This window comes from Burkholderia crassaminum (assembly GCF_964265005.1).
Taxonomy (GTDB): domain Bacteria; phylum Pseudomonadota; class Gammaproteobacteria; order Burkholderiales; family Burkholderiaceae; genus Burkholderia.
Genome location: NZ_OZ183799.1, coordinates 1,280,944 through 1,304,399 on the forward strand (window position 1 = coordinate 1,280,944; position 23,456 = coordinate 1,304,399).

Sequence of the window (23,456 nt, forward strand, 5' to 3'; positions counted from 1 at the left end):
GTCAGCCCGGCGCGGGACAGGCATACGCGTCGGCATCCATTCCAACTCTGGAGACGCGCGTGTTCCTTTACGGCTTTGGTCCTGTCCTCTGGGCCGGCACCGTGCAGACCATCGAGCTGTCGGTGCTGTCGCTCGCCACTGCGGTGGCGCTGGGGCTGATCGGCGCGGTGGCGAAGCTGTCGCCCAACCGGGTGCTGCGAGCGATCGCGACCGGTTATACGACGCTGATCCGCTCGGTGCCCGATCTTGTCCTGATGCTGCTGTTGTTCTACAGCATCCAGATCTGGCTGAACCAGTTCACCGATTTCGTCGGCTGGGACCAGATCGACATCGACCCGTTCGTGGCCGGCGTGCTGACGCTCGGCTTCATCTATGGCGCGTACTTCACCGAGACCTTCCGCGGCGCGTTCCTGTCGGTGCCGCGCGGCCAGCTCGAAGCCGGTGCGGCTTACGGGATGAGCGGCGCGCGGGTGTTCGCGCGGATCATGTTTCCGCAGATGATGCGCTTCGCGCTGCCCGGGATCGGCAACAACTGGCAGGTGCTCGTGAAGGCCACCGCGCTGGTGTCGATCATCGGCCTCGCGGACGTCGTGAAGGCCGCGCAGGACGCCGGCAAGAGCACGTTCAACATGTTCTTCTTCATCCTCGTCGCGGCGCTGATCTATCTCGCGATCACGACCGTTTCCAACCTCGTGCTGATCCAGCTCGAGAAGCGTTACTCCATGGGCGTGCGGCACGCAGAACTATGATCGAGATCCTCCAGGAATTCGGCCAGGCGTTCCTTTACTGGGACGGCCAGCGCCTCTCCGGCCTCGCGGTGACGCTGTGGCTGCTCGTCGCGTCGATTTCGCTCGGCTTCGTGTGCGCGGTGCCGCTCGCGGTCGCGCGCGTGTCGAGGAACAAGTGGGTGTCGACGCCGGTGCGGTTCTACACGTACGTGTTCCGCGGCACGCCGCTCTACGTGCAGTTGCTGCTGCTGTACACGGGCATGTACAGCCTCGAGTTCGTGCGTTCGCACTCGCTGCTCGACGCGTTCTTCCGCAGCGGCTTCAACTGCGCGATTCTCGCGTTCGCGCTGAATACCTGCGCGTACACGACCGAAATCTTCGCGGGTGCGATCCGTGCGATTCCGCACGGCGAGGTCGAGGCGGCGCGTGCGTACGGGATGTCGCCGTTCACGATGTATCGCCGCGTGATCCTGCCGTCGGCGCTGCGCCGCGCGTTGCCGCTGTACAGCAACGAGGTGATCCTGATGCTGCACGCGACCACCGTCGCGTTCACGGCGACCGTGCCGGACATCCTGAAGGTCGCGCGCGATGCGAATTCCGCGACCTACATGGCGTTCCAGTCGTTCGGGATCGCCGCGCTGATCTATCTTGCGGTATCGTTCGCACTCGTCGCGGCGTTTCGCCGCGCGGAGCGCCACTGGCTCGCGTATCTCGCGGCCGCCCGTCATTGATTCACTTCGAGGAGAGCCAGTTGGCCGAGATCACTCAAACGGGCGCAGCCGCCAAGCTTGCGGCGCTCGACATCCACAAGCGCTACGGCGACAACGAAGTGCTCAAGGGCGTATCGCTGAACGCGAAGGCCGGTGACGTCATCAGCATCATCGGCGCGAGCGGTTCGGGCAAGAGCACGTTCCTGCGCTGCATCAATTTTCTCGAGCGGCCGAATGCGGGGCAGATCGTCGTCGACGGCGAGGCCGTGCGCACGAAGACCGACCGCGCCGGTGCGCTCGAGGTCGCCGATCACAAGCAGCTTCAGCGCATTCGCACGAAGCTCGCGATGGTGTTCCAGCACTTCAACCTCTGGGCGCACATGAATGTGCTCGAGAACGTGATGGAAGCGCCGGTGCACGTACTCGGCATTTCGAAGAAGGAAGCCGAGGAGCGTGCGCGCGAATACTTGGAGAAGGTCGGCCTCGCGCCGCGCGTCGAGAAGCAGTATCCGTCGCACCTGTCGGGCGGCCAGCAGCAGCGGGTTGCGATCGCGCGTGCGCTGGCGATGCATCCGGACGTGATGCTGTTCGACGAACCGACGTCGGCGCTCGACCCGGAACTGGTGGGCGAAGTGCTGAAGGTGATGCAGAAGCTTGCCGAGGAAGGCCGCACGATGATCGTCGTCACGCACGAGATGGGTTTCGCGCGCAACGTGTCGAACCACGTGATGTTCCTGCATCAGGGGCGGACCGAGGAAGAGGGCGATCCGAAGGAAGTGCTGGTGCGCCCGCAGAGCGAGCGGCTCAAGCAGTTCCTGTCGGGCAGTCTCAAGTAACGCGACAGGGCAGGTTTCAAACGTGGTACCGGTGTCTCGTCCCGCAGGCGCCACCCGCACGATGCAGGTGGCGATCGTTGCATTGCCGCCCGTGTCGATGTCGGGCGTGGGTCCGATCGTCGACGCGCTGAACCTCGCGAACGAGATCGACGGGCGGCTGCTGTATCGCTGGCAGGTGTGTTCGTGGGACGGGCGGCCGGTGCCGCTGGCCGGCGGTGCGCAGTGGCATGCCGATGCGGCGTTCAACGATGCGATCGCGTGTGACTGGGTCATCGTCGTGTCGGAGCGGTTTCAGCAGTTTGCCGACTATCGGTTGTTTCTCGCGAGTCTCGCGCGGGTCGGGCAGCGCACGCCGCTCGTGACCGGGATTCATCATGGCGTGTGGTGGCTTGCGATGGCCGGGCAGCTTTCCGGGTATCGGGTGAGCGTGAACTGGGAGACGTATCAGCAGTTCGCCGAACAGTTCGAGCGGTCGATCGTCACGCAGCAGATCTTCGAGATCGATCGGGATCGGGCGACCTGTGCCGGTGGGCAGGCTACTGTGGATTTCATGCTGGCCATGATTGGCCGGGAACATGGGGCGGACCTCGCGGAGCGGATTGCCGATGCACTCGGGGTCGGGACTTTGCGGAGCGGCGAAGAGCGGCAGCGGATTCCTTTTGTGACCGCGCCGGGCGAGCGGCATCCTCGGTTGAACGATGCGTTGCTGCTCATGGAAGCCAATGTCGAGGATCCGTTGACGACGGATGAGATCGCCGAACTCGTTGGCGTTTCACGCCGGCAGCTGGAGCGGCTCTTTCGACAGTATCTCGGGGCGATGCCCTCGAAGTATTACCTCAACCTCCGGTTGCTCAAGGCAAGGACGCAGTTGCAGCGGACCAGCAAGTCCGTCGTCCAGGTTAGCCTCGCCTGTGGGTTCTCTTCTGCTGCGCACTTTTCTAATGCGTACCGCGAGCGATTTGGCGTTACGCCTCGGGAGGATCGGCGAGCGTGGCTCGAGAAGCAAACCGGTGGGGGGAGCGAGCCTCGCGGGGGGGCGCTCGTCGAGCGCGGGAAGGATTGATTCAGGTTTCTGCGGTGCACTGGCTTTTTCGTGAAGCACCTGTGATCTTTTCGGTCTATTAGTGTCGCCCCTGCGCGGGGCAGCGGTCACTTTTCTTTGTCTTGCCAAAGAAAAGTAACCAAAAGAAAGGCGCCCGGATAACGCATGACTTCCCGGTGCCGTGGTCCACGGAGTGGACACCGCCTAAGTGTCCGCGCCAGTCAGGAGCGCGGAGTGGTTCGAGCAATGGTTCTGACACCACTCCCTACCCAACAGAGCGGTATACCGCCCGCCAGCTCCATCCTCGCTTCGCTCGGCTGCAAGGTAATTCACGTCGCATTGCGTGCGCTCGCGTGCTTCTGCCAGCGCTGCGTCAGAGGATCGGACACGCTCTTTGCTCACGCCATTCGTATCCATCGGACTGCTTGGCATCGGTGGGTGTCTGACGACGTCGCGTGGCCGTGTGTTTTCGTGATGGGTTGCTGCGTCCCTTTTTTGCGGATGAGGGCAGGCCTTGATCCGCTGAATTCGGGGTGCTCCCCCGCGATTGCCGGAACTGATTGACCACATGCGCTACTGGAGGGGGTGTCCCTGTCGGCCGAGCGAAGCGAGGGCGGAGCTTGCGGGTGGTATACCGCTCTGTTGGGTGGGGAGTGGTGTCAGAACCATTGCTCGAACCACTCCGCGTTCCTGACTGGCGCGGACACTTAGGTGCGAACCACTTTGACGGCCACGGCACCGGGAAGTCATGCGTTATCCGGGCGCCTTTCTTTTGGTTACTTTTCTTTGGCAAGACAAAGAAAAGTGACCGCTGCCCCGCGGAGGGGCGACGCAAATAGACCGACAAGATCACAGGTGCTTCACGACAAAGGCAAGCGCACCACCCAAAAACCCAAAAACCCAAAAAACCAGACACGCTTCCAAGAAACCCCCCGCCCGGAGAGGGCAAAATAAAGCGCACTATCCGCTTCCGATAGAACCCGTCGCAATTCCGCAAGACGCTTGCGTCACCCTTACCTAAACTTGATCCTGTTGAACCCTCTTACGAAACCGAAAGGAACGACCATGACGACCTCGACCGTGACCCGCCAGACATTCGATGAAGTGATGGTGCCGGTATTTTCCCCCGCGCCGTTCGTGCCGGATCGCGCAGAGGGCTCCCGCGTGTGGGACACGGCCGGCCGCGAGTACATCGATTTCGCATGCGGGATCGCCGTGACGTCGCTCGGCCACGGCCACCCGGAACTGCTGAAAGTCCTGGACGAACAAAGCCGCAAGCTCTGGCACATCGGCAACGGCTACACGAACGAGCCGGTGCTGCGCCTCGCCAAGCGCCTCGAATCGCTGACCTTCGCCGACCGCGCATTCTTCGCGAACTCGGGCGCGGAAGCGAACGAAGCGGCCCTGAAACTCGCGCGCCGCGTCGCGTTCGATCGCCACGGCGCCGATAAGGCGGAAATCATCTCGTTCGTGCAGTCGTTCCACGGCCGCACGTTCTTCACGGTCAGCGTCGGCGGCCAGCCGAAATACTCGGAAGGCTTCGGCCCCGTGCCGGGCGGCATCAAGCACCTGCCGTACAACGACATCGAAGCCGCGAAGGCCGCGATCGGCCCGCAAACCTGCGCCGTGATCGTCGAGCCCGTGCAAGGCGAAGGCGGTGTGATCCCGGCCGATCCGGCCTTCCTGAAGGCACTGCGCGAAGCCTGTGACGCGAACAACGCGCTGCTGATTTTCGACGAAGTGCAAACGGGCGTCGGCCGCACGGGCCAGTTTTACGCGTACATGGACACGGGCGTCACGCCGGACATCCTGACGACCGCGAAGGCACTCGGCAACGGCTTCCCGATTGGCGCGATGCTGACGACCAATGAGCTGGCCGCGCACTTCAAGGTCGGCGTGCACGGCACGACGTACGGCGGCAACCCGCTCGCATCGGCGATCGCCGACAAGGTCGTCGAACTGATCGGCGATCCGGAACTGCTCGAAGGCGTGCGCGAACGCAGCGTACGCCTGAAGGGCGCGCTCGAGCGCATCAACGCGCGCTTCGGCATCTTCAAGGACGTGCGCGGCAAGGGCCTGCTGGTCGGCGCAGAACTCACCGCCGCATTCGACGGCCGCGCGAAGGACTTCGTCACCGCCGCCGCCGAGAACGGCCTGATCATGCTGATCGCCGGTCCGAACGTGCTGCGCTTCGTGCCGTCGCTGGTGATCCCGTTCGACCTGCTCGACGAAGGCATGAAGCGCTTCGAGAAGGCAGTCGAACAAGTGCTCGCCGCCCAGGAAGCCACCGCGCGCTGATCGGCGCCCCCATCGCAGACAGGAACGACGATGCTATTTGTTCGCCCCGGCAAACTCACGGATCTCGATGCGCTCGCGCACATGGCGCGCACCGCGCAGCCGGTCCTGCACTCGCTGCCGCACGACCGCGCGGCGCTCGAAGCGCGCGTGGCGCTCTCCGAGGATTCGTTTCGCGCGGACGTCGACTTCGCCGGCGAGGAGTTCTACCTCTTCGTGCTCGAGGATTCGTCGACGGGCAAGCTGCTCGGCACGGCGAGCATCGTGGCCGCGGCCGGCTACTCGGAACCGTTCTACGCGTTCCGCAACGACGCGTTGATTCACGCGTCACGCGAGCTGCACGTGAACCGCAAGATCCACGCGCTCACGATGTCGCACGAGCTGACCGGCAAGAGCCGGCTCGCGGGCTTCTACGTCGATCCGTCGCTGCGCGGCGACGCGGCCGCGCACCTGATCTCGCGCGCCCGGATGATGTATATCGCCGCGAACCGCCGCCGCTTCACGCCGGAAGTGTTCACGCTGCTGCTCGGCGTGAGCGACAACACGGGTGCATCGCCGTTCTGGGAAGCGGTGGGCCGCAAGTTCTTCGGCCGCGACTTCACCGACGTCGACATCGCATCGGGCGGCCGCAGCCGCACCTTCATCGCGGAAGTGATGCCGGCCTATCCGCTCTACGTGCCGCTGCTGCCGGAAGCCGCGCAGCGCGTGCTCGGCGAGCCGAACGAATCGGCACTGCTCGCCTATGACATCCATCTCGAGGAAGGCTTCGAGCCCGACCGCTTTGTCGACATCTTCGACGCGGGCCCGGTGCTGACCGCGCAGGTCGACCGTACCGCGTGCGTGAAGCACGGCACGGAGCGCGTCGTGCGCGAGGCCGCGCACCAGCAGGGCGACGTCGCGTACATGGTGTCGACGGGCAGCGGCGAATCGTTCCGCTGCGTGCTGGCCGACCTGCCGGGCGACACGGTCGATGCCCCGCTGGCCGGCGACGTGCGTGCGGCGCTCGATGTGAAGGATGGCGATGTCGTGCGCTGCGTGCCGCTGCACCGCCGCGACGATGAAGATTTGAAGGGAGACGCAGCATGATCGTCGTTCGGGTCGTACAAACGGGCGACGTCGACGCGCTCGTGTCGCTCGCGAAGGAAACCGGGCCGGGCCTGACCACGTTCAAGCCCGACCGCGACGCGCTCGCCGCACGCATCGAGCGCACGCGCCGCACGCTCGCGGGCGAGGCCGCGGCCGGCGAGGCCGGCTACTTCTTCGTGATGGAAGAATCGACGACGGGCGACATCGCGGGCGTATGCGGGATCGAGACGCAGGTCGGCCTCGAACAGCCGTTCTACAACTATCGCGTGAGCACGGTCGTGCACGCGAGCCAGGAGCTCGGCGTGTGGACGCGGATGTCCGCGCTCAACATCTCGCACGACCTGACCGGCTATGCGGAAGTGTGCTCGCTGTTCCTGAGCCCGCGCTATCGCACGGGCGGTGTGGGCGGCCTGCTGTCGCGCTCGCGCTTCATGTTCATCGCGCAGTTCCGCGAGCGCTTTCCGGAACGCATCTGCGCGGAACTGCGCGGCCACTTCGACGAGGACGGCACGTCGCCGTTCTGGCGCGCAGTCGGTTCGCACTTCTACCAGATCGATTTCAACGCGGCCGACTACCTGAGCTCGCACGGCCGCAAGTCGTTCCTCGCGGAACTGATGCCGCGCTACCCGGTGTACGTCGACCTGCTGCCGCAGGACGCGCAGGACGCGGTCGGCCTCACGCACCGCGACACGCTGCCGGCCCGCAAGATGCTCGAGGCGGAAGGGCTGCGTTACCAGAATCACGTCGACATCTTCGACGCGGGCCCGGTGCTCGAATGCCACGTCAACGACCTGCGCACGGTGCGCGAGAGCGTCGTCGTGCCGGTCGCGATCGGCGAACCGGATGCGGGCGAAGGTGCGCGGGGCGGCCATCCGCCGAAGTCGCTCGTGTCGAACACGTCGCTCACCGACTTCCGCGTCGGCGTCGCGCCGGGCGTGGTCGCGAACGGCTCGTTCGTGCTGTCGGCCGACGATGCCGTCGCGCTCGACGTGAAGGCCGGTGATCCGGTGCGTGTGCTGCCGCTCAAAGTCAAACAGGGATAAACGAATCATGACGGAACTCTTCATCGACGGCGCCTGGGTCGCAGGCTCGGGCCCCGTGTTCGCTTCGCGCAACCCGGGCACCGACGAGATCGCGTGGCAGGGCGCCAGCGCGTCGGCGGCCGACGTCGACCGTGCGGTCGCGAGCGCGCGCCGCGCATTCGCCGGCTGGTCGGCGCTCGACTTCGAATCGCGCTGCGCGATCGTCAAGCGTTTCGCTGCGTTGCTCAACGAACGCAAGGAAGCCATCGCGACCGCGATCGGCCGCGAGACGGGCAAGCCGCTGTGGGAGGCGCGCACCGAAGTCGCGTCGATGGCCGCGAAGGTCGGCATCTCGATCCAGGCGTACCAGGAACGCACCGGCGAGAAGCGCCAGGACATGGCCGACGGTGTCGCGGTGCTGCGCCACCGCCCGCACGGCGTCGTCGCGGTGTTCGGCCCGTACAACTTCCCCGGCCACTTGCCGAACGGCCATATCGTGCCCGCGCTGATCGCCGGCAATGCGGTCGTGTTCAAGCCGTCGGAACTCGCACCGGGCGTCGCGCGCGCGACGGTCGAAGTGTGGCAGGAAGCCGGGCTCCCGGCCGGCGTGCTGAACCTCGTGCAGGGCGAGAAGGATACGGGCATCGCGCTCGCGAACCATCGACAGATCGACGGGCTGTTTTTCACCGGCAGCTCGGATACCGGCACGCTGCTGCACAAGCAGTTCGGCGGCCGTCCAGAAATCGTGCTCGCACTCGAGATGGGCGGCAACAACCCGCTCGTGATCGGCGAAGTCGAGGATATCGACGCGGCCGTCCATCACACGATCCAGTCGGCATTCCTGTCGGCCGGCCAGCGCTGCACGTGTGCGCGCCGCATCTTCGTGCCGCAGGGCGCGTTCGGCGACCGCTTCCTCGCGCGTTTCGCCGACGTCACGTCGAAGATCACGGCCGACGTGTTCGATGCCGATCCGCAGCCGTTCATGGGCGCGGTGATTTCGGCCCGTGCGGCCGCGAAGCTGGTCGACGCACAGTCGCGCCTGATCGAGCAGGGCGCGAAGCCGATCATCGCGATGACGCAGCGCGATCCGCGCCTCGGCTTCGTGAACGCGGCGATCGTCGACGTGACGGGTGTCGCGAACCTGCCTGACGAAGAACATTTCGGCCCGCTCGCGCAGATCGTCCGCTACGCGACGTTCGACGAAGCGATCGAGCGCGCGAACGACACGGCATTCGGCCTGTCCGCCGGCCTGCTGGCCGACGACGCGAAGGCATGGGAGCACTTCCGCCGCACGATTCGCGCGGGGATCGTCAACTGGAACCGACCGACCAACGGCGCGTCGTCCGCCGCGCCGTTCGGCGGCGCGGGCCGCTCGGGCAACCATCGCCCGAGCGCGTACTACGCGGCCGACTATTGCGCGTATCCGATGGCGTCGGTGGAAAGCACGCAACTGACCTTGCCCGCGAGCCTGTCGCCGGGCCTGCATTTCTGAACGAGGGAACGACGATGAACGCACAAGAAGCCAATTTCGACGGGCTCGTCGGCCCGACCCACAACTACGCCGGCCTGTCGTTCGGCAACGTGGCGTCGCTCAACAACGAGAAGTCGGCCGCGAACCCGAAGGCCGCCGCGAAGCAGGGGCTGCGCAAGATGAAGCAGCTCGCCGATCTCGGCTTCGCGCAAGGCGTGCTGCCGCCGCAGGAGCGGCCGTCGCTGCGCCTGTTGCGCGAGCTCGGCTTCTCGGGCAAGGACGCGGACGTGATCGCGAAGGCCGCGAAGCAGGCGCCCGAACTGCTCGCCGCGGCGAGCTCGGCATCGGCGATGTGGACCGCGAACGCGGCCACCGTCAGCCCGTCGGCCGACACGAGCGACGGCCGCGTGCACTTCACGCCGGCGAACCTGTGCAGCAAGCTGCATCGCGCGATCGAACACGAAGCAACGCGCCGCACGCTGTCGACGCTGTTCGCCGATCCCGCGCATTTCGCGGTGCACGAAGCGCTGACCGGTACGCCGGCACTCGGCGACGAAGGCGCGGCGAACCATACGCGCTTCTGCGCCGAATACGGCAAGCCGGGCATCGAGTTCTTCGTGTACGGCCGTGCGGAATACCGCCGCGGGCCGGAGCCGAAGCGCTTCCCGGCGCGCCAGACGTTCGAGGCGAGCCGCGCGGTCGCGCATCGCCACGGGCTCGCCGAAGAGGCGACCGTCTATGCGCAGCAGGATCCGGACGTGATCGACGCGGGCGTGTTCCACAACGACGTGATCTCGGTCGGCAACCGCGACACGCTGTTCACGCACGAGCGCGCGTTCGTCAACAAGCAGGCGATCTACGACACGCTGACCGCCGCGCTCGACGCACGCGGCGCGCGCCTGAACGTGATCGAGGTGCCGGATGCGGCCGTGAGCGTGAACGACGCGGTGACGTCGTATCTGTTCAACAGCCAGCTGCTGTCGCGCGCGGACGGCTCGCAGGTGCTCGTCGTGCCGCAGGAATGCCGCGAGAACGCGAACGTCGCGGCCTATCTCGACGAACTCGCGGCCGGCAGCGGCCCGATTCACGACGTGCTCGTGTTCGACCTGCGCGAAAGCATGAAGAACGGCGGCGGCCCGGCGTGCCTGCGCCTGCGCGTCGTGCTGAACGAAGCGGAACGCGCGGCCGTGACGTCGAACGTGTGGATCAACGACACGCTGTTCACGTCGCTCGACACGTGGATCGACCGGCACTATCGCGATCGCCTTGCACCGGAAGATCTCGCCGATCCGGCGTTGCTCGAAGAATCGCGCACGGCGCTCGACGAGCTCACGCAGATCCTGCGCGTCGGTTCGCTGTATGACTTCCAGCGCTGAGGCACGGATGCCGGCCAACGCGCTGCTCGACGACTTCCTCGCGTTCACGCTGACGGGTAGTGCGCCGTCCGTAACGGACGGCACCTGCGCAGCGGGCGCTGTGCGCTGGCAATGGCGCGGCGACGGGCTGCTCGCGCTCGAACCGGCCGCGGCCGAGACCGCCGGCGCGGCACGCGCGAGCGTGCTCGTGTCGGCCGGCGTGCACGGCGACGAGACGGCGCCGATCGAGCTGCTGTCGATGCTCGTGCGCGATCTCGCATCTGGGGCGTTGCCGCTCGCGTGCCGGCTGCTCGTCGTGCTCGGCAACGTGCCGGCGATGCGCGCCGGCGAACGCTATCTCGACGACGACCTGAACCGCCTGTTCAGCGGCCGTTACGCGCAGGTGCCCGCCAGCCGCGAAGCGCCGCGCGCCACGCAGCTCGAAGCGGCCGCCGCCGCGTTCTTCGCGGCCGCGCCGGCCGGCGCCGCGCGCTGGCACATCGACATGCATACGGCGATCCGCGCGTCGGTGTTCGAGCAGTTCGCACTGCTGCCGCACACGGGCACGCCGCCGACGCGCGCGATGTTCGAATGGCTCGGCGACGCGCGCATCGCGGCCGTGCTGCTGCATACCGCGAAGGGCAATACGTATTCGCATTTCACGGCCGAGCACTGCGGCGCGCTCGCGTGCACGCTGGAACTCGGCAAGGTGCGCCCGTTCGGCCAGAACGACCTCACGCGCTTCGCGCCGGCCGACCGTGCGGTGCGCAAGCTCGTGTCGGGCGCCGCTTACGAGGTCGACATTCCGTTGCCGCGCGTGTTTACCGTGATCGACCAGATCACGAAGCAGAGCGATGCGCTCGAACTATTCGTCGCGGCCGACGTCGCGAACTTCACCGCGTTCGTGCGCGGCACGGTACTCGCGCAGGACGGCGACTATCGCTACACGGTGACGCATGACGAGGAGCGCATCGTGTTCCCGAATCCGTCGGTGAAGCCGGGTTTGCGCGCGGGCCTGCTCGTCGTCGACACGACGCGCGACACGCTCGCCGCGCTCGTCTGACGGTGCCGATTGCGCGCGGCCGCGGCGACCCACGGCCCGCGCATCGCCTGGCCACCATTCTTTTTTCGAGATGACGCCCCCACGCCGCGCAGACGGCCAGCGCGTCGCGCTTGCGTATTTGCGACATCGTCTTGCAAGTTCGGCGGCCGGCCCGACCGGCGTCGTGTGCGCACCGCAACATTGCGCACTGACGGCTGCTTTGCCATATCGGGCCGCGCGGATTGGTACAATCGCGGCCTTGCGGCTGTTGCGCCGCATCACGGCGCGGCGGCAACGTTGTCGCGGTCATTCGACCCTGCAATGATGCATGCGCCCGTAGTTCCGGAACATTCGAGTATCGAGGAGAACACCTGATGAAGTTGGATTGGCGTAAAGTGGCCGCGCATGCGGTGGTGGCGGCATCGGCCGTGGCGGCAGGCAGCGCGTTTGCCGCGGATCTGAAAGAGATCCGTTTCGGCGTCGAAGCCTCGTACGCGCCGTTCGAATACAAGACGCCCGACGGCAAGCTGACCGGCTTCGATATCGACATCGGCAACGCGGTGTGCGCGAAGCTGAAGACGAAGTGCGTGTGGGTCGAGAACGACTTCGACGGCCTGATCCCGGCGCTGCAGGCGCGCAAGTTCGACGCGATCAACTCGGACATGACGATCACCGACCAGCGCAAGCATGCGATCGCGTTCACCGATCCGATCTACACGATTCCGAACCAGCTGATCGCGAAGCAGGGCAGCGGCCTGCTGCCGACCCCGCAATCGCTGAAGGGCAAGCGCGTCGGCGTGCTGCAGGGCACGATCCAGGAAGCGTACGCGAAGAAGAAGTGGGCGCCGGCAGGCGTCGAAGTCGTGCCGTACCAGACGCAGGACCTGGCCTACGCCGACCTGAAGTCGGGCCGTCTCGACGCGACGTTCCAGGACGCGGAAGCCGGTTCGAAGGGCTTCCTGACGAAGCCGCAAGGCCAGGGCTTCGCGTTCGCGGGCGGTACCGTGAGCGATGCCGAGATCCTCGGCTCGGGCGTCGGTTTCGGCCTGCGCAAGAACGACGCGGCGCTGAAGACCGCGCTCGATCAGGCGCTGAAGGACCTGAAGGCCGACGGCACGATCGACAACCTCGCGAAGAAGTACTTCAGCGTGCCCGTGACGCTCAAGTAAGCACTGCGTTCGATCGCACGATGCAAACAAACCGGCCGCTCATGCGGCCGGTTTGCTTTTGGAGGTGGAAAACGGCAGGGGGCGGCGGCCCGCGGCCGCGTCAGGCCGGAAAGAACCGGCCCAGTTCGTGGGCGAGCTCGTTGAGCACGCTCATTTCCTGCTGCGTGATCTTGCGCGCGGGCTGCGCGCCGGCCCAGTCGCCGTACAGCAGCGCGACGGTCGTCGTGCCGACGCGCACGGGCAGCAGCACGAACGCGCGCGTGTCGTCGAACGCGTCGAGATACCAGCCGGGCAGGCGCTTGAGCATCTTCGGCTCCTGCGCCTGCTCGATGAAGATGCCGACCGAGTTCGAGATCGCGAGATGAAACACGTCCGGCTCGAAGCGCTCGTCGAAGCGCAGCCGGTCGAGGGCCGTATCGACGCCGGTGCCGAAGCCGAGGCGCGCGGCGAACATGCCGTCGTCGTGACGTACGAACATCACGGTGCGCGTGAACGCGAGGCCGGCCAGCAGGCTTTCCGACGCGAGCGCGAGCACCGGTGTCAGCACGTGCTCGGACGGCAGCGCGCGCAGGTCCGCGAGGCCGGCTTCGAGGCACGCCTCGGGCTCGGCCTGTGCGCGTGCGATCGCATCGGCGTTTGCGCGCAGCTCGACGATCTCGCGCATCATGGTGTCGCTCGCTTCCTCGCGCGCGAGCCGCTCGGCGATCTCGACGAGTGCGTCGGGTTCCATGTCGAGTTCCGCGCCGTAGTGCTGCGCGAGCGCCGCGATGCGCGCATCGCGCTGCGGGCTCGCGGGCATCACGAGCGCGCCTGCGACGTCGGTCGAGCAGCGGCTGATCTCGCGCAGCCAGCGGACGCGGTCGGCCGGGCCGTCATCGGTCGCATGGCCCGCATCGCGGTCGTCCTCGTCGTTGCCGAACGCGTCGGTGCAGACCACGTGGTCGTGGTCGGCCATCCCCGCGCGGATCACGTCGGGCAACCGCCAGCGCGCGGCCGCCTCGAGCCCGATCTCGTCGAAGCCGACGCCGAGCACGTCGATGCAGGCGGCCGCTTCGTCGCCGTTCAGCTCGGCCGCGCGGCGGCGGATCCGGTCCCATTCGCTGTCGAGATAGCAGACCACGAGCAGCTTGCCGACCTGGCGCATCAGCGTGCAGACGACGGCTTCTTCGCCCGCGCGCAGCTCGGCGCGCTCGGTGAGCTTGCGCGCGACGCAGCCGGACAGCAGCGCGCGGTTCAGTTCGAGCTTCGCATCGATGCGCCGCGGCGTACTGTGGTGGAAATGGTCGACGAGCTTGAGCCCGACGACCAGATGGCCGACGGCATCCATGCCGAGCACCATCAGTGCTCGGGTCACGGTCGTGATGTTGCCGCCGAACGCCATGTACATCGCGGAGTTCGCGAGCCGCAGCACTTTCTGCGTGAGGGCGAAGTCCGACAGTACGACGCGCACGAGCGCGGTGAAGTCGAGGTCGTCGTTCTTCATCGCGGCCATCGTCGCGCGCAGCGACTCCGACAGCAGCGGGAAATCGCCCCGTTCGTTCATCCGGGCCCACAGCTTGTCGAGCAATGCGGTGCGGGGCAGGTGTTCGGTGATTGACATACGGATCTGTCCGGTTCGCCGCGCGCGTCAGGCGGCGGCGTGCAGGTGCAGCTGCTGTGCCTCGAAGCGCCGCGCAAGCTCTTCGGACGGCAGCGCCTGGCAGACGAGCCAGCCCTGGATATGGTTGCAGCCCATCTCCGTCAGCAATTCGCGCTGCGCCTCGGTCTCGACGCCTTCCGCGACGAGCTCGAGATCGAGCGTCTGCGCGAGGCCGACCACGGCCGACACGATCGCGCGGTCGTTGCGCGAGGTCAGCAGATTCTCGACGAAACTGCGGTCGATCTTCAGCTTCGCGAGCGGGAAGCGCTGCAGATATGCGAGGCTCGAATAGCCGGTACCGAAATCGTCGATCGCGAAGCGGATGCCGAGATCGGTCAGCTCCTCGAGCAACCCCTTCGCCTGCGCGGGATCGTGCATCAGCAGGCTTTCGGTGATCTCGAGCACGATGCGGCGCGGGTCGATGCCCGTCAGCGCGATCGCCTCGCGCACGCTCTGCGTGAAGCGCGGGTCGCGGAACTGTTGCGGCGACACGTTGACCGCCACGTACTGCAGTGCGAGCCCCTGGCGATCCCACGCGACGAGCTGCATGCACGCGGCCTTGAGCACCCAGTTGCCGAGATAGTTGATCAGGCCGATCGATTCGGCGAGCGGAATGAAGGTCGCCGGCGGCACGAGGCCGTGCACCGGATGGCGCCAGCGGATCAGCGCCTCGACGCCGACCACCGCGCCTGACTGGCTGCGCGTGATCGGCTGAAAATGGAGCGAAAACTCGCCGTTGCGCACACCGTCGTACAGGTCGGCTTCGAGCTTCAGCCGTTCGGCGTCCGCCGGATCGTCAACGGGCGCATGGAACGCGAGCGCGTTGCCGCCCGATGCCTTCGCTTGCGCGAGCGCGTGGTCGGCGCGGCGCAGCAGCGGGCTGTGGTGCTGCGCGCGATGCGGCGCGGCACGTTCGTCCGGGTAGAGCGCGATGCCGATGCTCGCGGACAGGTGCACGGTCTGCCCGTGGTACACGTAAGGCTCGCGCACCGCGGCCTGCAGCCGGCGTGCGAGTGCATCGGCCGCGTTGCTTGCCTGCGTGCGGTCCGGCGCGCCGAGCACGACCGCGAACTTGTCGCTCGCGACGCGTGCGAGCTGTTCGTTCGGCGTGACGAGCGCCTTCAGCCGCTGCGCGGTCTCGCGCAGCAGCGTGTCGCCTGCGTCGTAGCCGAGCGCGCGGTTGATCCGCTGGTAGTCGTCGAGGTCGAGGAGCAGCAGCGCCGCGCAGGTGCCGTCCTCGTCGGCGGCCTGCTGCGCGCGCATCAGCGCGGGCACGAGCGCGGACAGGTTGTCGAGCCCCGTCATCGGGTCGTGGTGCATTTCGTACGTCAGCTTCGCCTCGAGCGCGCGCCATGACGACACGTCGAACGCCGCGATCGCGAATCCGTCGACACCGTGGTGGCGGCTCTTGAATGCGCGGATCTCGACGTCCAGCGGGTAGGTCAGCGACTTGACGATGCACATCGTCGCCTTCTCGACCTGGCCGGAACGCGCGGCGCGCGCAAGCAGGCCTTCGAGCGCCGCGGTATCCTGTTCAGCGATCAGGTCGCGCAACGTCAGCGTGTGCAGGTAGTCGCGGTGGTAGCCGATGAAACGCAGGCTCGCGTCGGACACGTACAGAAAGCGCAGCTCCCGGTCGACATGGGCGAGGAAGTCCACCGTGCCGACCGTCTGTTCCAGCCAGTTGCGCACGGAGTCGTCGCGGCGCGGCGCGCCCGCGCGCGCAGGCATCAGCGCGCCGCCCGACCAGGCGAAGCGGCGCAGCGTATGCAAGGCACTGCGCCAGGAGCCCTTGCGTGACGTCTGTTTCCTGTTGGCTTCCATGTTTCTCGCTGACGTGAAGGGCTGGAACCGGTTGTCCGGAAGGAATAACGGCAGACTGTGCGGAATCTTTAACGGGCCGGGCGCGGATGGCGCTGCCGCGGGACCGAATCGGCCATGCCGGTGTTCGACAGTCGAACGCCGGCGTGGTCTACATCGACGCTGACTTTATAAGAAATGAGGACGCAGATGAAGCGAAAACTGTTGCTGGGCGCCGCTGTGGCGGCGCTGGTGGCCGGCCATGCACTGATGGCGCAGGCGGAGCTGAAGCCGGGCGCCGAGGCGCCCGATTTCACGACGCAGGCGTCGCTGGGCGGCAAGACTTACACGTACTCGCTCGCTAACGCGCTGAAGCAGGGGCCGGTGGTGCTGTATTTCTACCCGGCCGCGTTCACGAAGGGCTGCACGATCGAGGCGCACGCGTTTGCGGATGCGGTCGACCGTTACAAGGCTTACGGCGCGACGGTGATCGGCGTATCGGCAGACAATATCGACACGCTGACGAAGTTCTCGGTGAGCGAGTGTCGCAGCAAGTTCCCGGTCGCGGCCGATCCGGACGCGAAGATCATCCGGGAATACGACGCGAAACTGCCGGCGATCGACCGCGCGAATCGCGTGTCCTACGTGATTTCACCGGAAGGGAAGATTCTCTACGAATACACGAGCATGTCGCCCGACAAGCACGTCGAGAACACGCTCACCGCCGTGAAGGCATGGGCCGACGCGCATCCGAAGCAGTAAACGGGCACCGGGGCACTGCGTGCGTCAAAGCGGCCCGTCGTGCGGGCCGCCGGTACCGGAGCAACGCGCCGCCGCGCGGCGGCGCGCGTAAGGCCGCTATGCGCGCAATGCCTGTTCGATCGGCACGCTGCCGCCGACGAAGCCGACGACCTTGCGCGAGATACCGAGCTTGATCGCTTCGATCGCGGCCCAGGCCACATCCTGGCGCGACACGGGCGGGGCGGCTTCGAACCACGCGTCGGTGAGCGCGATCTTGCCGACGCCCGGATCGTCCGTGAGCGGGCCGGGGCGCAGGATCGCGTAGTCGACGCCCGACGCGATCACGCGATCGTCGCCTTCGCGCTTCATCTGCGAATAGTGATGCAGCGCGTCCGGGCCGAGTTCGGGCCGGTACGCGGACAGCGAGCTGATCACCACGAGCTTCTGCGCGTTGTAGGCCAGCGCGTATTCGGCCGCGCGGGCGACCGCGTCGCGGTCGACCTGCTCCTCTTCGGCCGCACCTTCCGATTCGGCCGAGCCGGCCGCGTAGATCACGTGCGTGATGCCCTGGAATGCGTGCGAGAAATCGTTCGTCAGATCGGCCTCGACCACCCGTGCGCCTGCCAGCGCATAGCCGTGCCGGCGCACCAGCGCCGTGACCTCGAACTCCGGCTGCTTGAGCAGCAGATCCGCGCAGGCCTGGCCCGTTCGGCCGGTCGCGCCAATCAGCAGTACCTTCGTCGTCATGAAACCGCTCCTTGCTCGATGCGTCATCCTTCCAGATAGGGACGGACGACCGATAACTCAAGTGTAATGTCGATTTGCCCCAGCGGCGGGTGTGTATTAAGGGGCATACCGGCTACGGGCGCACCGGCATCAGGCGCGGGCCGATGGACATTCCGGTCGTCGTTCATTCACACGGATGCGGGAATGACGCGCCGACCGGCTATCATGTGCGCGATGCATTTTTCGCCGCTACGTCATACAACGCATCGGCCCACCGGTTGGAGTACACATGGCATTACCCCTGGACAACGTCAGCATGGCCGTGTTCTGCGACTTCGAGAACGTCGCGCTCGGCGTGCGCGACGCGAAGTACGAGAAGTTCGACATCAAGCCCGTGCTGGAGCGCCTGCTGCTCAAGGGCAGCATCGTCGTGAAGAAGGCCTATTGCGACTGGGATCGCTACAAGGGCTTCAAGGCGTCGATGCACGAGGCGAGCTTCGAGCTGATCGAGATTCCGCACGTGCGCCAGTCGGGCAAGAATTCGGCCGACATCCGGCTCGTCGTGGACGCGCTCGACCTCTGCTACACGAAGTCGCACGTCGACACGTTCGTGATCATCAGCGGCGACTCGGATTTTTCGCCGCTGGTGTCGAAGCTGCGCGAGAACGCGAAGAAGGTGATCGGCGTCGGCGTGAAGAAATCGACGTCCGACTTGCTGGTCGCGAACTGCGACGAATTCATCTTCTACGACGATCTGGTGCGCGAGCAGCAGCGCACGCTCGCGAAGCGCGAACAGCAGCAGCGCGCGGGCAACGGCGGTGCGAAGCGGCCGGACGAGCCGGCGGCGTCGCGCAAGCACGACCTGGACGCGCGCAAGGCCGAGGCGATCGCGCTCGCAGTGGAGACGTTCGACGCGCTCGCGTCGGAGCGGGACGACGTCGGCAAGATCTGGGCGTCGGTGTTGAAGAGCGCGATCAAGCGTCGCAAGCCGGATTTCAACGAGTCGTATTACGGATTCCGCGCGTTCGGCAACCTGCTCGACGAGGCGCAGGCGCGCGGCCTGCTCGAAGTGGGGCGTGACGACAAGTCGGGCGCGTTCGTGTCGCGGGCACGCCAGTCGGCGGCCGCGGAGCAGGCTGCGCAGGCCGGCGACGGCGGTGGCGCACACCATGGCGCGCATCACGGGTCGCGCCCGGCGGAGCCGGCGCGGGCCGGCCGCCAGCCGCGCCGTCGCGAGCCGCGGGCGGAAGCGGTCGTGCACGAAACCGTGCAGGTCGACGCGGAAGAGGCGGCGATGGCCGAAGCCGCCGAAGCGGCGGTACTCGTGCCGGCTGAAACGACCGAAGCGGTGGAAGTGGCCGAGGTGCACGGCGACGCGAAGGATGGCCGCAAGCGTGCGCGCAAGAGCGCGGCGAAGAAAACCGGCGCGAAGAAGGGCGCCGCCGCGAAGAGCGTTGGCCGTCAGTCGGCCGGGAAGCCGGACGACGCCGGGCATGGCGCGGCGAAGCACGGTGGCGACAAGCACGCGCACGGCAAGCATGCGGACGATACGCATCGCGACCCGGAGCAGGGCGACATGTGGCCCGCCGCGGTGACGCACGCCGAGCCGACGGCCGGCGATGTCGGCGGAGAGGGGGCTGCCGCGCCGGCCGGGGCGGCTGTCGAGGCGTCCGCCGAAGCCAAGCCGAAGAAACCGGCCCGCAAGGCGGCACCGCGCGCGCGGCGTCCGCGCAAGACGGCGGCAGCGGCCGAGTAACCCGCGAGTAACTGCCGAGTAAGGGCCGCCGGCCGGGTGTCGTCCGAAACAGGCCTGCACCCAGGCCGGCCTCCGCACCGCGCAATAGCGGCCGGCGCAATGCCGGCCCGCCAGCCGAGCTAATCGTTCATTACATAAGGCCGCGTCATCACTTCGAGGAAGTGGCCGTCCGGATCGTCGAAATACACGCCGCGGCCGCCGTTGTGGCGGTAGATGTCGTTGGGTTGCCGCTTCGCCGGATCGGCCCAGTGCGGCAGTCCGCGCTCGCGGATGCGGGCCAGCACGCGATCGAAGCCGGCTTCGTCGAGCAGGAACGCGTAATGCTGCGACCGGATGTCCCCCGCCTGCTCGTAGAAATCGAGCGACACACCGTTGTCGAGCGGGACGACCAGCATCGCGCCGAACGGCGTCGGCGGCGGCAGTTCCAGAAGCTCGGTGAGGAAGCGGCTCGACGCGCGCTTGTCGCGGCACCAGACGATCGTATGGTTGAGCTGGACGTTCATGGTGTGTCCCCGTGAAGGGCCCCGCGGTGGGCATGGACTCACGATAGCCGATCGCTGCCGGTGCGCAAGCGCGGCAAGCGGCCGCCCGGCGGGCGGCCGCTTTCCTTATTCCCCGGCGACGGCCGGCCCGCCGGAATTCCCGCGGCGGTTGCGCCGCTTCTCGCCCCAGACGCGGAAACGGTCCATGTACAGGTAGACGACCGGCGTCGTATAGAGCGTCAGCACCTGCGACACGATCAGGCCGCCGGCGATCGCGATCCCGAGCGGCGCACGCAGCTCGGCACCGTCGCCGTTGCCGAACGCGAGCGGCAGTGCGCCGAGGAGCGCTGCCATCGTCGTCATCATGATCGGGCGGAAGCGCAGCAGGCACGCCTCGTGGATCGCGTCGAACGACGATTTGCCGTAGTTGCGCGTCTGGTCGATCGCGAAGTCGACCATCATGATCGCGTTCTTCTTCACGATGCCGATCAGCAGGATCACGCCGATCAGCGCGATGATGCTGAACTCGGTCTTGAACAGCAGCAGCGCGAGCAGCGCACCGACACCGGCCGACGGCAACGTCGACAGGATCGTGATCGGGTGGATGTAGCTCTCGTACAGGATCCCGAGCACGATATAGACGGCCAGCAGCGCCGCGAGGATCAGGATCGGCTGGTCGTTCATCGACTGCTGGAACGCCTGCGCGGTGCCCTGGAAGCTGCCGACGATGGTCGGCGGGACGCCGACCTGCGCCATCGTCTGATAGATCACCTGCGTCGCCTGCGACAGCGACACGCCGGGCGGCAGGTTGAACGAGATGGTCGTCGCGACGAACAGCCCCTGGTGGTTGACCGACAGCGGCGTCGTGCTCGGCCCGAATGTCGCGATCGCCGACAGCGGGATCATCGTCGATTTCGACGTCGACACCGACGCACCCGACGACGCGCTCGACTTGCCGCTCGCGGCGATCGAGTTGAGCGCCTGGTTGCGCGCGGAGTCCGACGCGATCGCCGCGGCGCTCTGCGCAGCCGTGCCGGCGCTCGACGTGCCGGCCGCGGTCGCGACGTAGGTGCCTGCGGCCGCGTTGGTGGTCTGCGAGCCGTTCGCGCTGCCCCCCGACGTGCTGACCCACACCTGGTTCAGCATCTCGGGGCTCTGCCAGTATTTCGGCGCGACCTCCATCACCACGTGGTACTGGTTCAGCGGGTTGTAGATCGTCGAGACCTGGCGCTGGCCGAATGCGTCGTACAGCGTATTGTCGATCTGCGCGGGCTTGATGCCGAACCGCGCGGCCGTCGCGCGGTCGATTGTCACCATCGCCTCGAGGCCGCCTTGCTGCTGGTCCGAGTTCACGTCGGTCAGCTCGGGGCGCTTTTGCAGCGCCTCGGTCAGGACCGGCCCCCACTTGTACAGGTCGGTGCTCGAATCGCCGAGCAGCGTGAACTGGTACTGCGCGTTGCTCTGCCGGCCGCCGACGCGGATGTCCTGCGCGGCCTGCAGGAACGTGCGTGCACCCGCGACGTCCGACAGCGGCGGGCGCAGTTGCTGGATCACCTGGTCGGCCGACAGCTTGCGCTCGGTGCGATCCTTCAGCGTGACGAACATGAAGCCCGAGTTGGTCTGCGTGCCGCCGGTGAAGCCCGCGACGCTCTTCACGTTCGGGTTGCTCTGCACGATCCGCATCATCTCGGAGAATTTCAGCTTCATCGCCTGGAACGACGTCGACTGGTCGGCCTGGATGCCGCCGATCATCAGCCCGGTGTCCTGCTGCGGGAAGAAGCCTTTCGGCACGACGATGTACAGGTAGACGTTCAGCCCGATCGTCGCGAACAGGGTCAGCAGGATCAGCAGCGGCCGGCGCAGCGCCCACGACAGCGAACGTTCGTAGCCGCGCTGCATGCGGCTGAAACAGCGTTCCAGGAATCGCGCGAAGCGGCCTTCGCTCTGCGGTTCGTGCGACTCGGGGAGCAGGCGCGCGCACATCATCGGTGTCACCGTGAGCGACACCGCGAGCGACACGGCGATCGCGAGCGACAGCGTCAGCGCGAACTCGCGGAACAGGCGCCCGACGATGCCGCCCATCAGCAGGATCGGCAGGAACACCGCGACGAGCGAAATGCTCATCGACAGCACCGTGAAGCCGACCTCGCGCGCGCCGTCGAACGCGGCCTGCATGCGCGACTTGCCGTTCTCGATGTGCCGCGAGATGTTCTCGAGCACGACGATCGCATCGTCGACGACGAAGCCGGTCGCGACGATCAACGCCATCAGCGACAGGTTGTCGATCGAGAAGCCGAGCAGGTACATCGCGCCGAACGTGCCGATGATCGAGATCGGCACCGCGACGCTCGGGATCAGCGTCGCGCGCCAGTTGCGCAGGAACAGGAACACGACCATCACGACGAGGCTGACCGCGATCAGCAGCGTGTGCTCGGTGTCCTTCAGCGATGCGCGAATGGTGGTCGAGCGGTCGAGCACGGGCGTGACCGTGATGTCGGCCGGCAGCGACGCGGTGAGCTGCGGCAGCGCCGCGCGTACGCGGTCGATCGTATCGATGATGTTCGCGCCGGGCGAGCGGTAGAGGATCACGAGCACCGCGCGCTTGCCGTTCGACAGGCCGAGGTTGCGGAGATCCTCGACCGAATCGACGACGTCGGACAGGTCGGACAGCCGCACGGCCGCGCCGTTGCGATACGCGACGACGAGGTCGCGGTACTGCGACGCCTCGGACGCCTGGTCGTTCGTATACAGCTGGTAGCGCTGCGGGCCGAATTCGATCGCACCCTTCGGCGCGTTGGCGTTCGCGGAGGCGAGCGCCGCGCGCACGTCCTCGAGGCCGATCCCGTAGTGGAACAGCGCCTGCGGCTCGAGCTCGACGCGCACGGCCGGGTTCGCGGAGCCGCTCACCGACACCTGGCCGATCCCGTCGATCTGCGACAGCGACTGCTGTAGCACCGTCGACGCGGCGTCGTACAGCTTCGCGGGCGACGAGGTCTCCGACGTCAGCGACACGATCATGATCGGCGAGTCGGCCGGGTTGACCTTGCGGTAGGTCGGGTTGCTCTTCAGCGCGGCGGGCAGGTCGGCACGCGCCGCGTTGATCGCGGCCTGCACGTCGCGCGCGGCGCCGTCGATGTCGCGGTTCAGGCCGAACTGCAGGATGATCCGGGCATTGCCGACCGTGCTCGTCGACGTCATTTCGGAGACGTCGGCGATCGAGCCGAGGTGCCGCTCCAGCGGGCTCGTCACGCTGGTCGCGACCGTCTCGGGGCTCGCGCCGGGCAGCGACGCCTGCACCGAGATGGTGGGGAAGTCGACCTGCGGCAGCGGCGACACCGGCAGCTTGACGAACGCAAACAGGCCCGCGAGCGCGACGCCGATCGCGAGCAGCGTCGTCGCGACGGGGCGGGTGATGAAGGGGCGCGACAGGTTCATGTCGGCACTCGCTGGGCCGCCGCGTGTTCCGACGGATGCGTTTTCGGGAGATGGGGGGGCTGCGCCCCCCCACGCGAACGAAGTGAGCGTGGGGGTCGTTTCATGTCGGCACCCGCTGGGC

General features: G+C 66.9%; 18 protein-coding genes. 13 read left to right on the forward strand and 5 right to left on the reverse strand.

Annotated elements, in window-relative coordinates:
• The first annotated feature begins 59 nt into the window (after window positions 1-59).
• The 11 genes from ACPTTF_RS05960 to ACPTTF_RS06010 all read left to right on the forward strand — a co-directional run bounded on the left by ACPTTF_RS05960 (window position 60) and on the right by ACPTTF_RS06010 (window position 12,756).
• On the forward strand, window positions 60-749 hold the full coding sequence (locus tag ACPTTF_RS05960; RefSeq protein WP_166957707.1) for a histidine ABC transporter permease HisQ: 690 nt from the start codon (window positions 60-62) through the stop codon (window positions 747-749).
• Window positions 746-1,459, forward strand: coding sequence for an ABC transporter permease (locus tag ACPTTF_RS05965; RefSeq protein ID WP_043182061.1), 714 nt, complete (start codon window positions 746-748; stop codon window positions 1,457-1,459). Before ACPTTF_RS05960 ends, ACPTTF_RS05965 begins: the two co-directional genes overlap by 4 nt.
• Before the next feature lie 20 nt (window positions 1,460-1,479).
• Window positions 1,480-2,274: an ABC transporter ATP-binding protein gene (locus tag ACPTTF_RS05970; protein ID WP_166957709.1), complete on the forward strand. Its 795-nt coding sequence runs from the start codon at window positions 1,480-1,482 to the stop codon at window positions 2,272-2,274.
• A gap of 22 nt (window positions 2,275-2,296) precedes the next feature.
• Window positions 2,297-3,337 (forward strand): GlxA family transcriptional regulator, encoded by a 1,041-nt coding sequence (locus ACPTTF_RS05975; RefSeq protein WP_027787973.1) that lies wholly within the window; start codon window positions 2,297-2,299, stop codon window positions 3,335-3,337.
• Between the two features lie 1,044 nt (window positions 3,338-4,381).
• On the forward strand, window positions 4,382-5,614 hold the full coding sequence (locus ACPTTF_RS05980; RefSeq protein WP_423370548.1) for an aspartate aminotransferase family protein: 1,233 nt from the start codon (window positions 4,382-4,384) through the stop codon (window positions 5,612-5,614).
• 30 nt (window positions 5,615-5,644) lie between these two features.
• Window positions 5,645-6,697, forward strand: a complete 1,053-nt coding sequence (gene aruF / locus ACPTTF_RS05985) for an arginine/ornithine succinyltransferase subunit alpha (RefSeq protein WP_166957713.1) — start codon at window positions 5,645-5,647, stop codon at window positions 6,695-6,697.
• Window positions 6,694-7,740, forward strand: a complete 1,047-nt coding sequence (astA, locus tag ACPTTF_RS05990) for an arginine N-succinyltransferase (RefSeq protein WP_423370549.1) — start codon at window positions 6,694-6,696, stop codon at window positions 7,738-7,740. The genes aruF and astA overlap by 4 nt, the downstream gene beginning before the upstream one ends.
• Before the next feature lie 7 nt (window positions 7,741-7,747).
• The gene (astD, locus tag ACPTTF_RS05995; protein ID WP_423370550.1) at window positions 7,748-9,211 is read left to right on the forward strand and encodes a succinylglutamate-semialdehyde dehydrogenase; all 1,464 of its coding nucleotides are present in this window, start codon (window positions 7,748-7,750) and stop codon (window positions 9,209-9,211) included.
• Between the two features lie 14 nt (window positions 9,212-9,225).
• Entirely contained in the window at window positions 9,226-10,566 is a 1,341-nt protein-coding gene (gene astB / locus ACPTTF_RS06000; protein ID WP_423370551.1) for an N-succinylarginine dihydrolase, read from the forward strand.
• A 7-nt stretch (window positions 10,567-10,573) separates the two neighbouring features.
• Entirely contained in the window at window positions 10,574-11,608 is a 1,035-nt protein-coding gene (gene astE, locus ACPTTF_RS06005) for a succinylglutamate desuccinylase (protein WP_423371847.1), read from the forward strand.
• 353 nt (window positions 11,609-11,961) lie between these two features.
• Entirely contained in the window at window positions 11,962-12,756 is a 795-nt protein-coding gene (locus ACPTTF_RS06010) for an ABC transporter substrate-binding protein (RefSeq protein ID WP_423370552.1), read from the forward strand.
• Between the two features lie 100 nt (window positions 12,757-12,856).
• Here ACPTTF_RS06010 and ACPTTF_RS06015 read toward each other — a convergent pair whose 3' ends face one another.
• Entirely contained in the window at window positions 12,857-14,356 is a 1,500-nt protein-coding gene (locus tag ACPTTF_RS06015) for an HDOD domain-containing protein (RefSeq protein WP_423370553.1), read from the reverse strand.
• Window positions 14,357-14,383: 27 nt separating this feature from the next.
• Window positions 14,384-16,126 carry a cyclic di-GMP phosphodiesterase CdpA gene (cdpA, locus tag ACPTTF_RS06020; protein ID WP_208101998.1) on the reverse strand — a complete coding sequence of 581 codons (1,743 nt, stop codon included), beginning with the start codon at window positions 16,124-16,126 and terminating at the stop codon, window positions 14,384-14,386.
• A 279-nt stretch (window positions 16,127-16,405) separates the two neighbouring features.
• On the opposite strand from cdpA, the gene ACPTTF_RS06025 reads away from it, so the two are divergent.
• Window positions 16,406-16,957 carry a peroxiredoxin gene (locus ACPTTF_RS06025; RefSeq protein ID WP_166957730.1) on the forward strand — a complete coding sequence of 184 codons (552 nt, stop codon included), beginning with the start codon at window positions 16,406-16,408 and terminating at the stop codon, window positions 16,955-16,957.
• A 96-nt stretch (window positions 16,958-17,053) separates the two neighbouring features.
• Here ACPTTF_RS06025 and ACPTTF_RS06030 read toward each other — a convergent pair whose 3' ends face one another.
• Window positions 17,054-17,683, reverse strand: a complete 630-nt coding sequence (locus tag ACPTTF_RS06030) for an NAD(P)H-binding protein (RefSeq protein ID WP_423370554.1) — start codon at window positions 17,681-17,683, stop codon at window positions 17,054-17,056.
• Between the two features lie 268 nt (window positions 17,684-17,951).
• Between ACPTTF_RS06030 and ACPTTF_RS06035 the strand changes: the two genes are divergently transcribed.
• Window positions 17,952-19,418, forward strand: coding sequence for an NYN domain-containing protein (locus ACPTTF_RS06035; RefSeq protein WP_423370555.1), 1,467 nt, complete (start codon window positions 17,952-17,954; stop codon window positions 19,416-19,418).
• Window positions 19,419-19,537: 119 nt separating this feature from the next.
• Here ACPTTF_RS06035 and ACPTTF_RS06040 read toward each other — a convergent pair whose 3' ends face one another.
• Together ACPTTF_RS06040 and ACPTTF_RS06045 are read right to left on the reverse strand one after the other, a co-directional pair.
• Entirely contained in the window at window positions 19,538-19,921 is a 384-nt protein-coding gene (locus tag ACPTTF_RS06040) for a VOC family protein (protein ID WP_423370556.1), read from the reverse strand.
• A gap of 105 nt (window positions 19,922-20,026) precedes the next feature.
• Window positions 20,027-23,335, reverse strand: coding sequence for an efflux RND transporter permease subunit (locus ACPTTF_RS06045; protein ID WP_166957736.1), 3,309 nt, complete (start codon window positions 23,333-23,335; stop codon window positions 20,027-20,029).
• Window positions 23,336-23,456: the final 121 nt, after the last annotated feature.

Coding starts and splice junctions, on each gene's coding strand:
- ACPTTF_RS06010 (WP_423370552.1), top strand. CDS start 11,962: ATGAAGTTGGATTGGCGTAAAGTGGCCGCGCATGCGGTGGTGGCGGCA.
- astB (WP_423370551.1), top strand. CDS start 9,226: ATGAACGCACAAGAAGCCAATTTCGACGGGCTCGTCGGCCCGACCCAC.
- ACPTTF_RS06040 (WP_423370556.1), bottom strand. CDS start 19,921: ATGAACGTCCAGCTCAACCATACGATCGTCTGGTGCCGCGACAAGCGC.
- astE (WP_423371847.1), top strand. CDS start 10,574: ATGCCGGCCAACGCGCTGCTCGACGACTTCCTCGCGTTCACGCTGACG.
- ACPTTF_RS06025 (WP_166957730.1), top strand. CDS start 16,406: ATGAAGCGAAAACTGTTGCTGGGCGCCGCTGTGGCGGCGCTGGTGGCC.
- cdpA (WP_208101998.1), bottom strand. CDS start 16,126: ATGCCTGCGCGCGCGGGCGCGCCGCGCCGCGACGACTCCGTGCGCAAC.
- ACPTTF_RS05980 (WP_423370548.1), top strand. CDS start 4,382: ATGACGACCTCGACCGTGACCCGCCAGACATTCGATGAAGTGATGGTG.
- ACPTTF_RS06035 (WP_423370555.1), top strand. CDS start 17,952: ATGGCATTACCCCTGGACAACGTCAGCATGGCCGTGTTCTGCGACTTC.
- astA (WP_423370549.1), top strand. CDS start 6,694: ATGATCGTCGTTCGGGTCGTACAAACGGGCGACGTCGACGCGCTCGTG.
- ACPTTF_RS06015 (WP_423370553.1), bottom strand. CDS start 14,356: ATGTCAATCACCGAACACCTGCCCCGCACCGCATTGCTCGACAAGCTG.
- ACPTTF_RS05965 (WP_043182061.1), top strand. CDS start 746: ATGATCGAGATCCTCCAGGAATTCGGCCAGGCGTTCCTTTACTGGGAC.
- aruF (WP_166957713.1), top strand. CDS start 5,645: ATGCTATTTGTTCGCCCCGGCAAACTCACGGATCTCGATGCGCTCGCG.
- astD (WP_423370550.1), top strand. CDS start 7,748: ATGACGGAACTCTTCATCGACGGCGCCTGGGTCGCAGGCTCGGGCCCC.
- ACPTTF_RS06045 (WP_166957736.1), bottom strand. CDS start 23,335: ATGAACCTGTCGCGCCCCTTCATCACCCGCCCCGTCGCGACGACGCTG.
- ACPTTF_RS06030 (WP_423370554.1), bottom strand. CDS start 17,683: ATGACGACGAAGGTACTGCTGATTGGCGCGACCGGCCGAACGGGCCAG.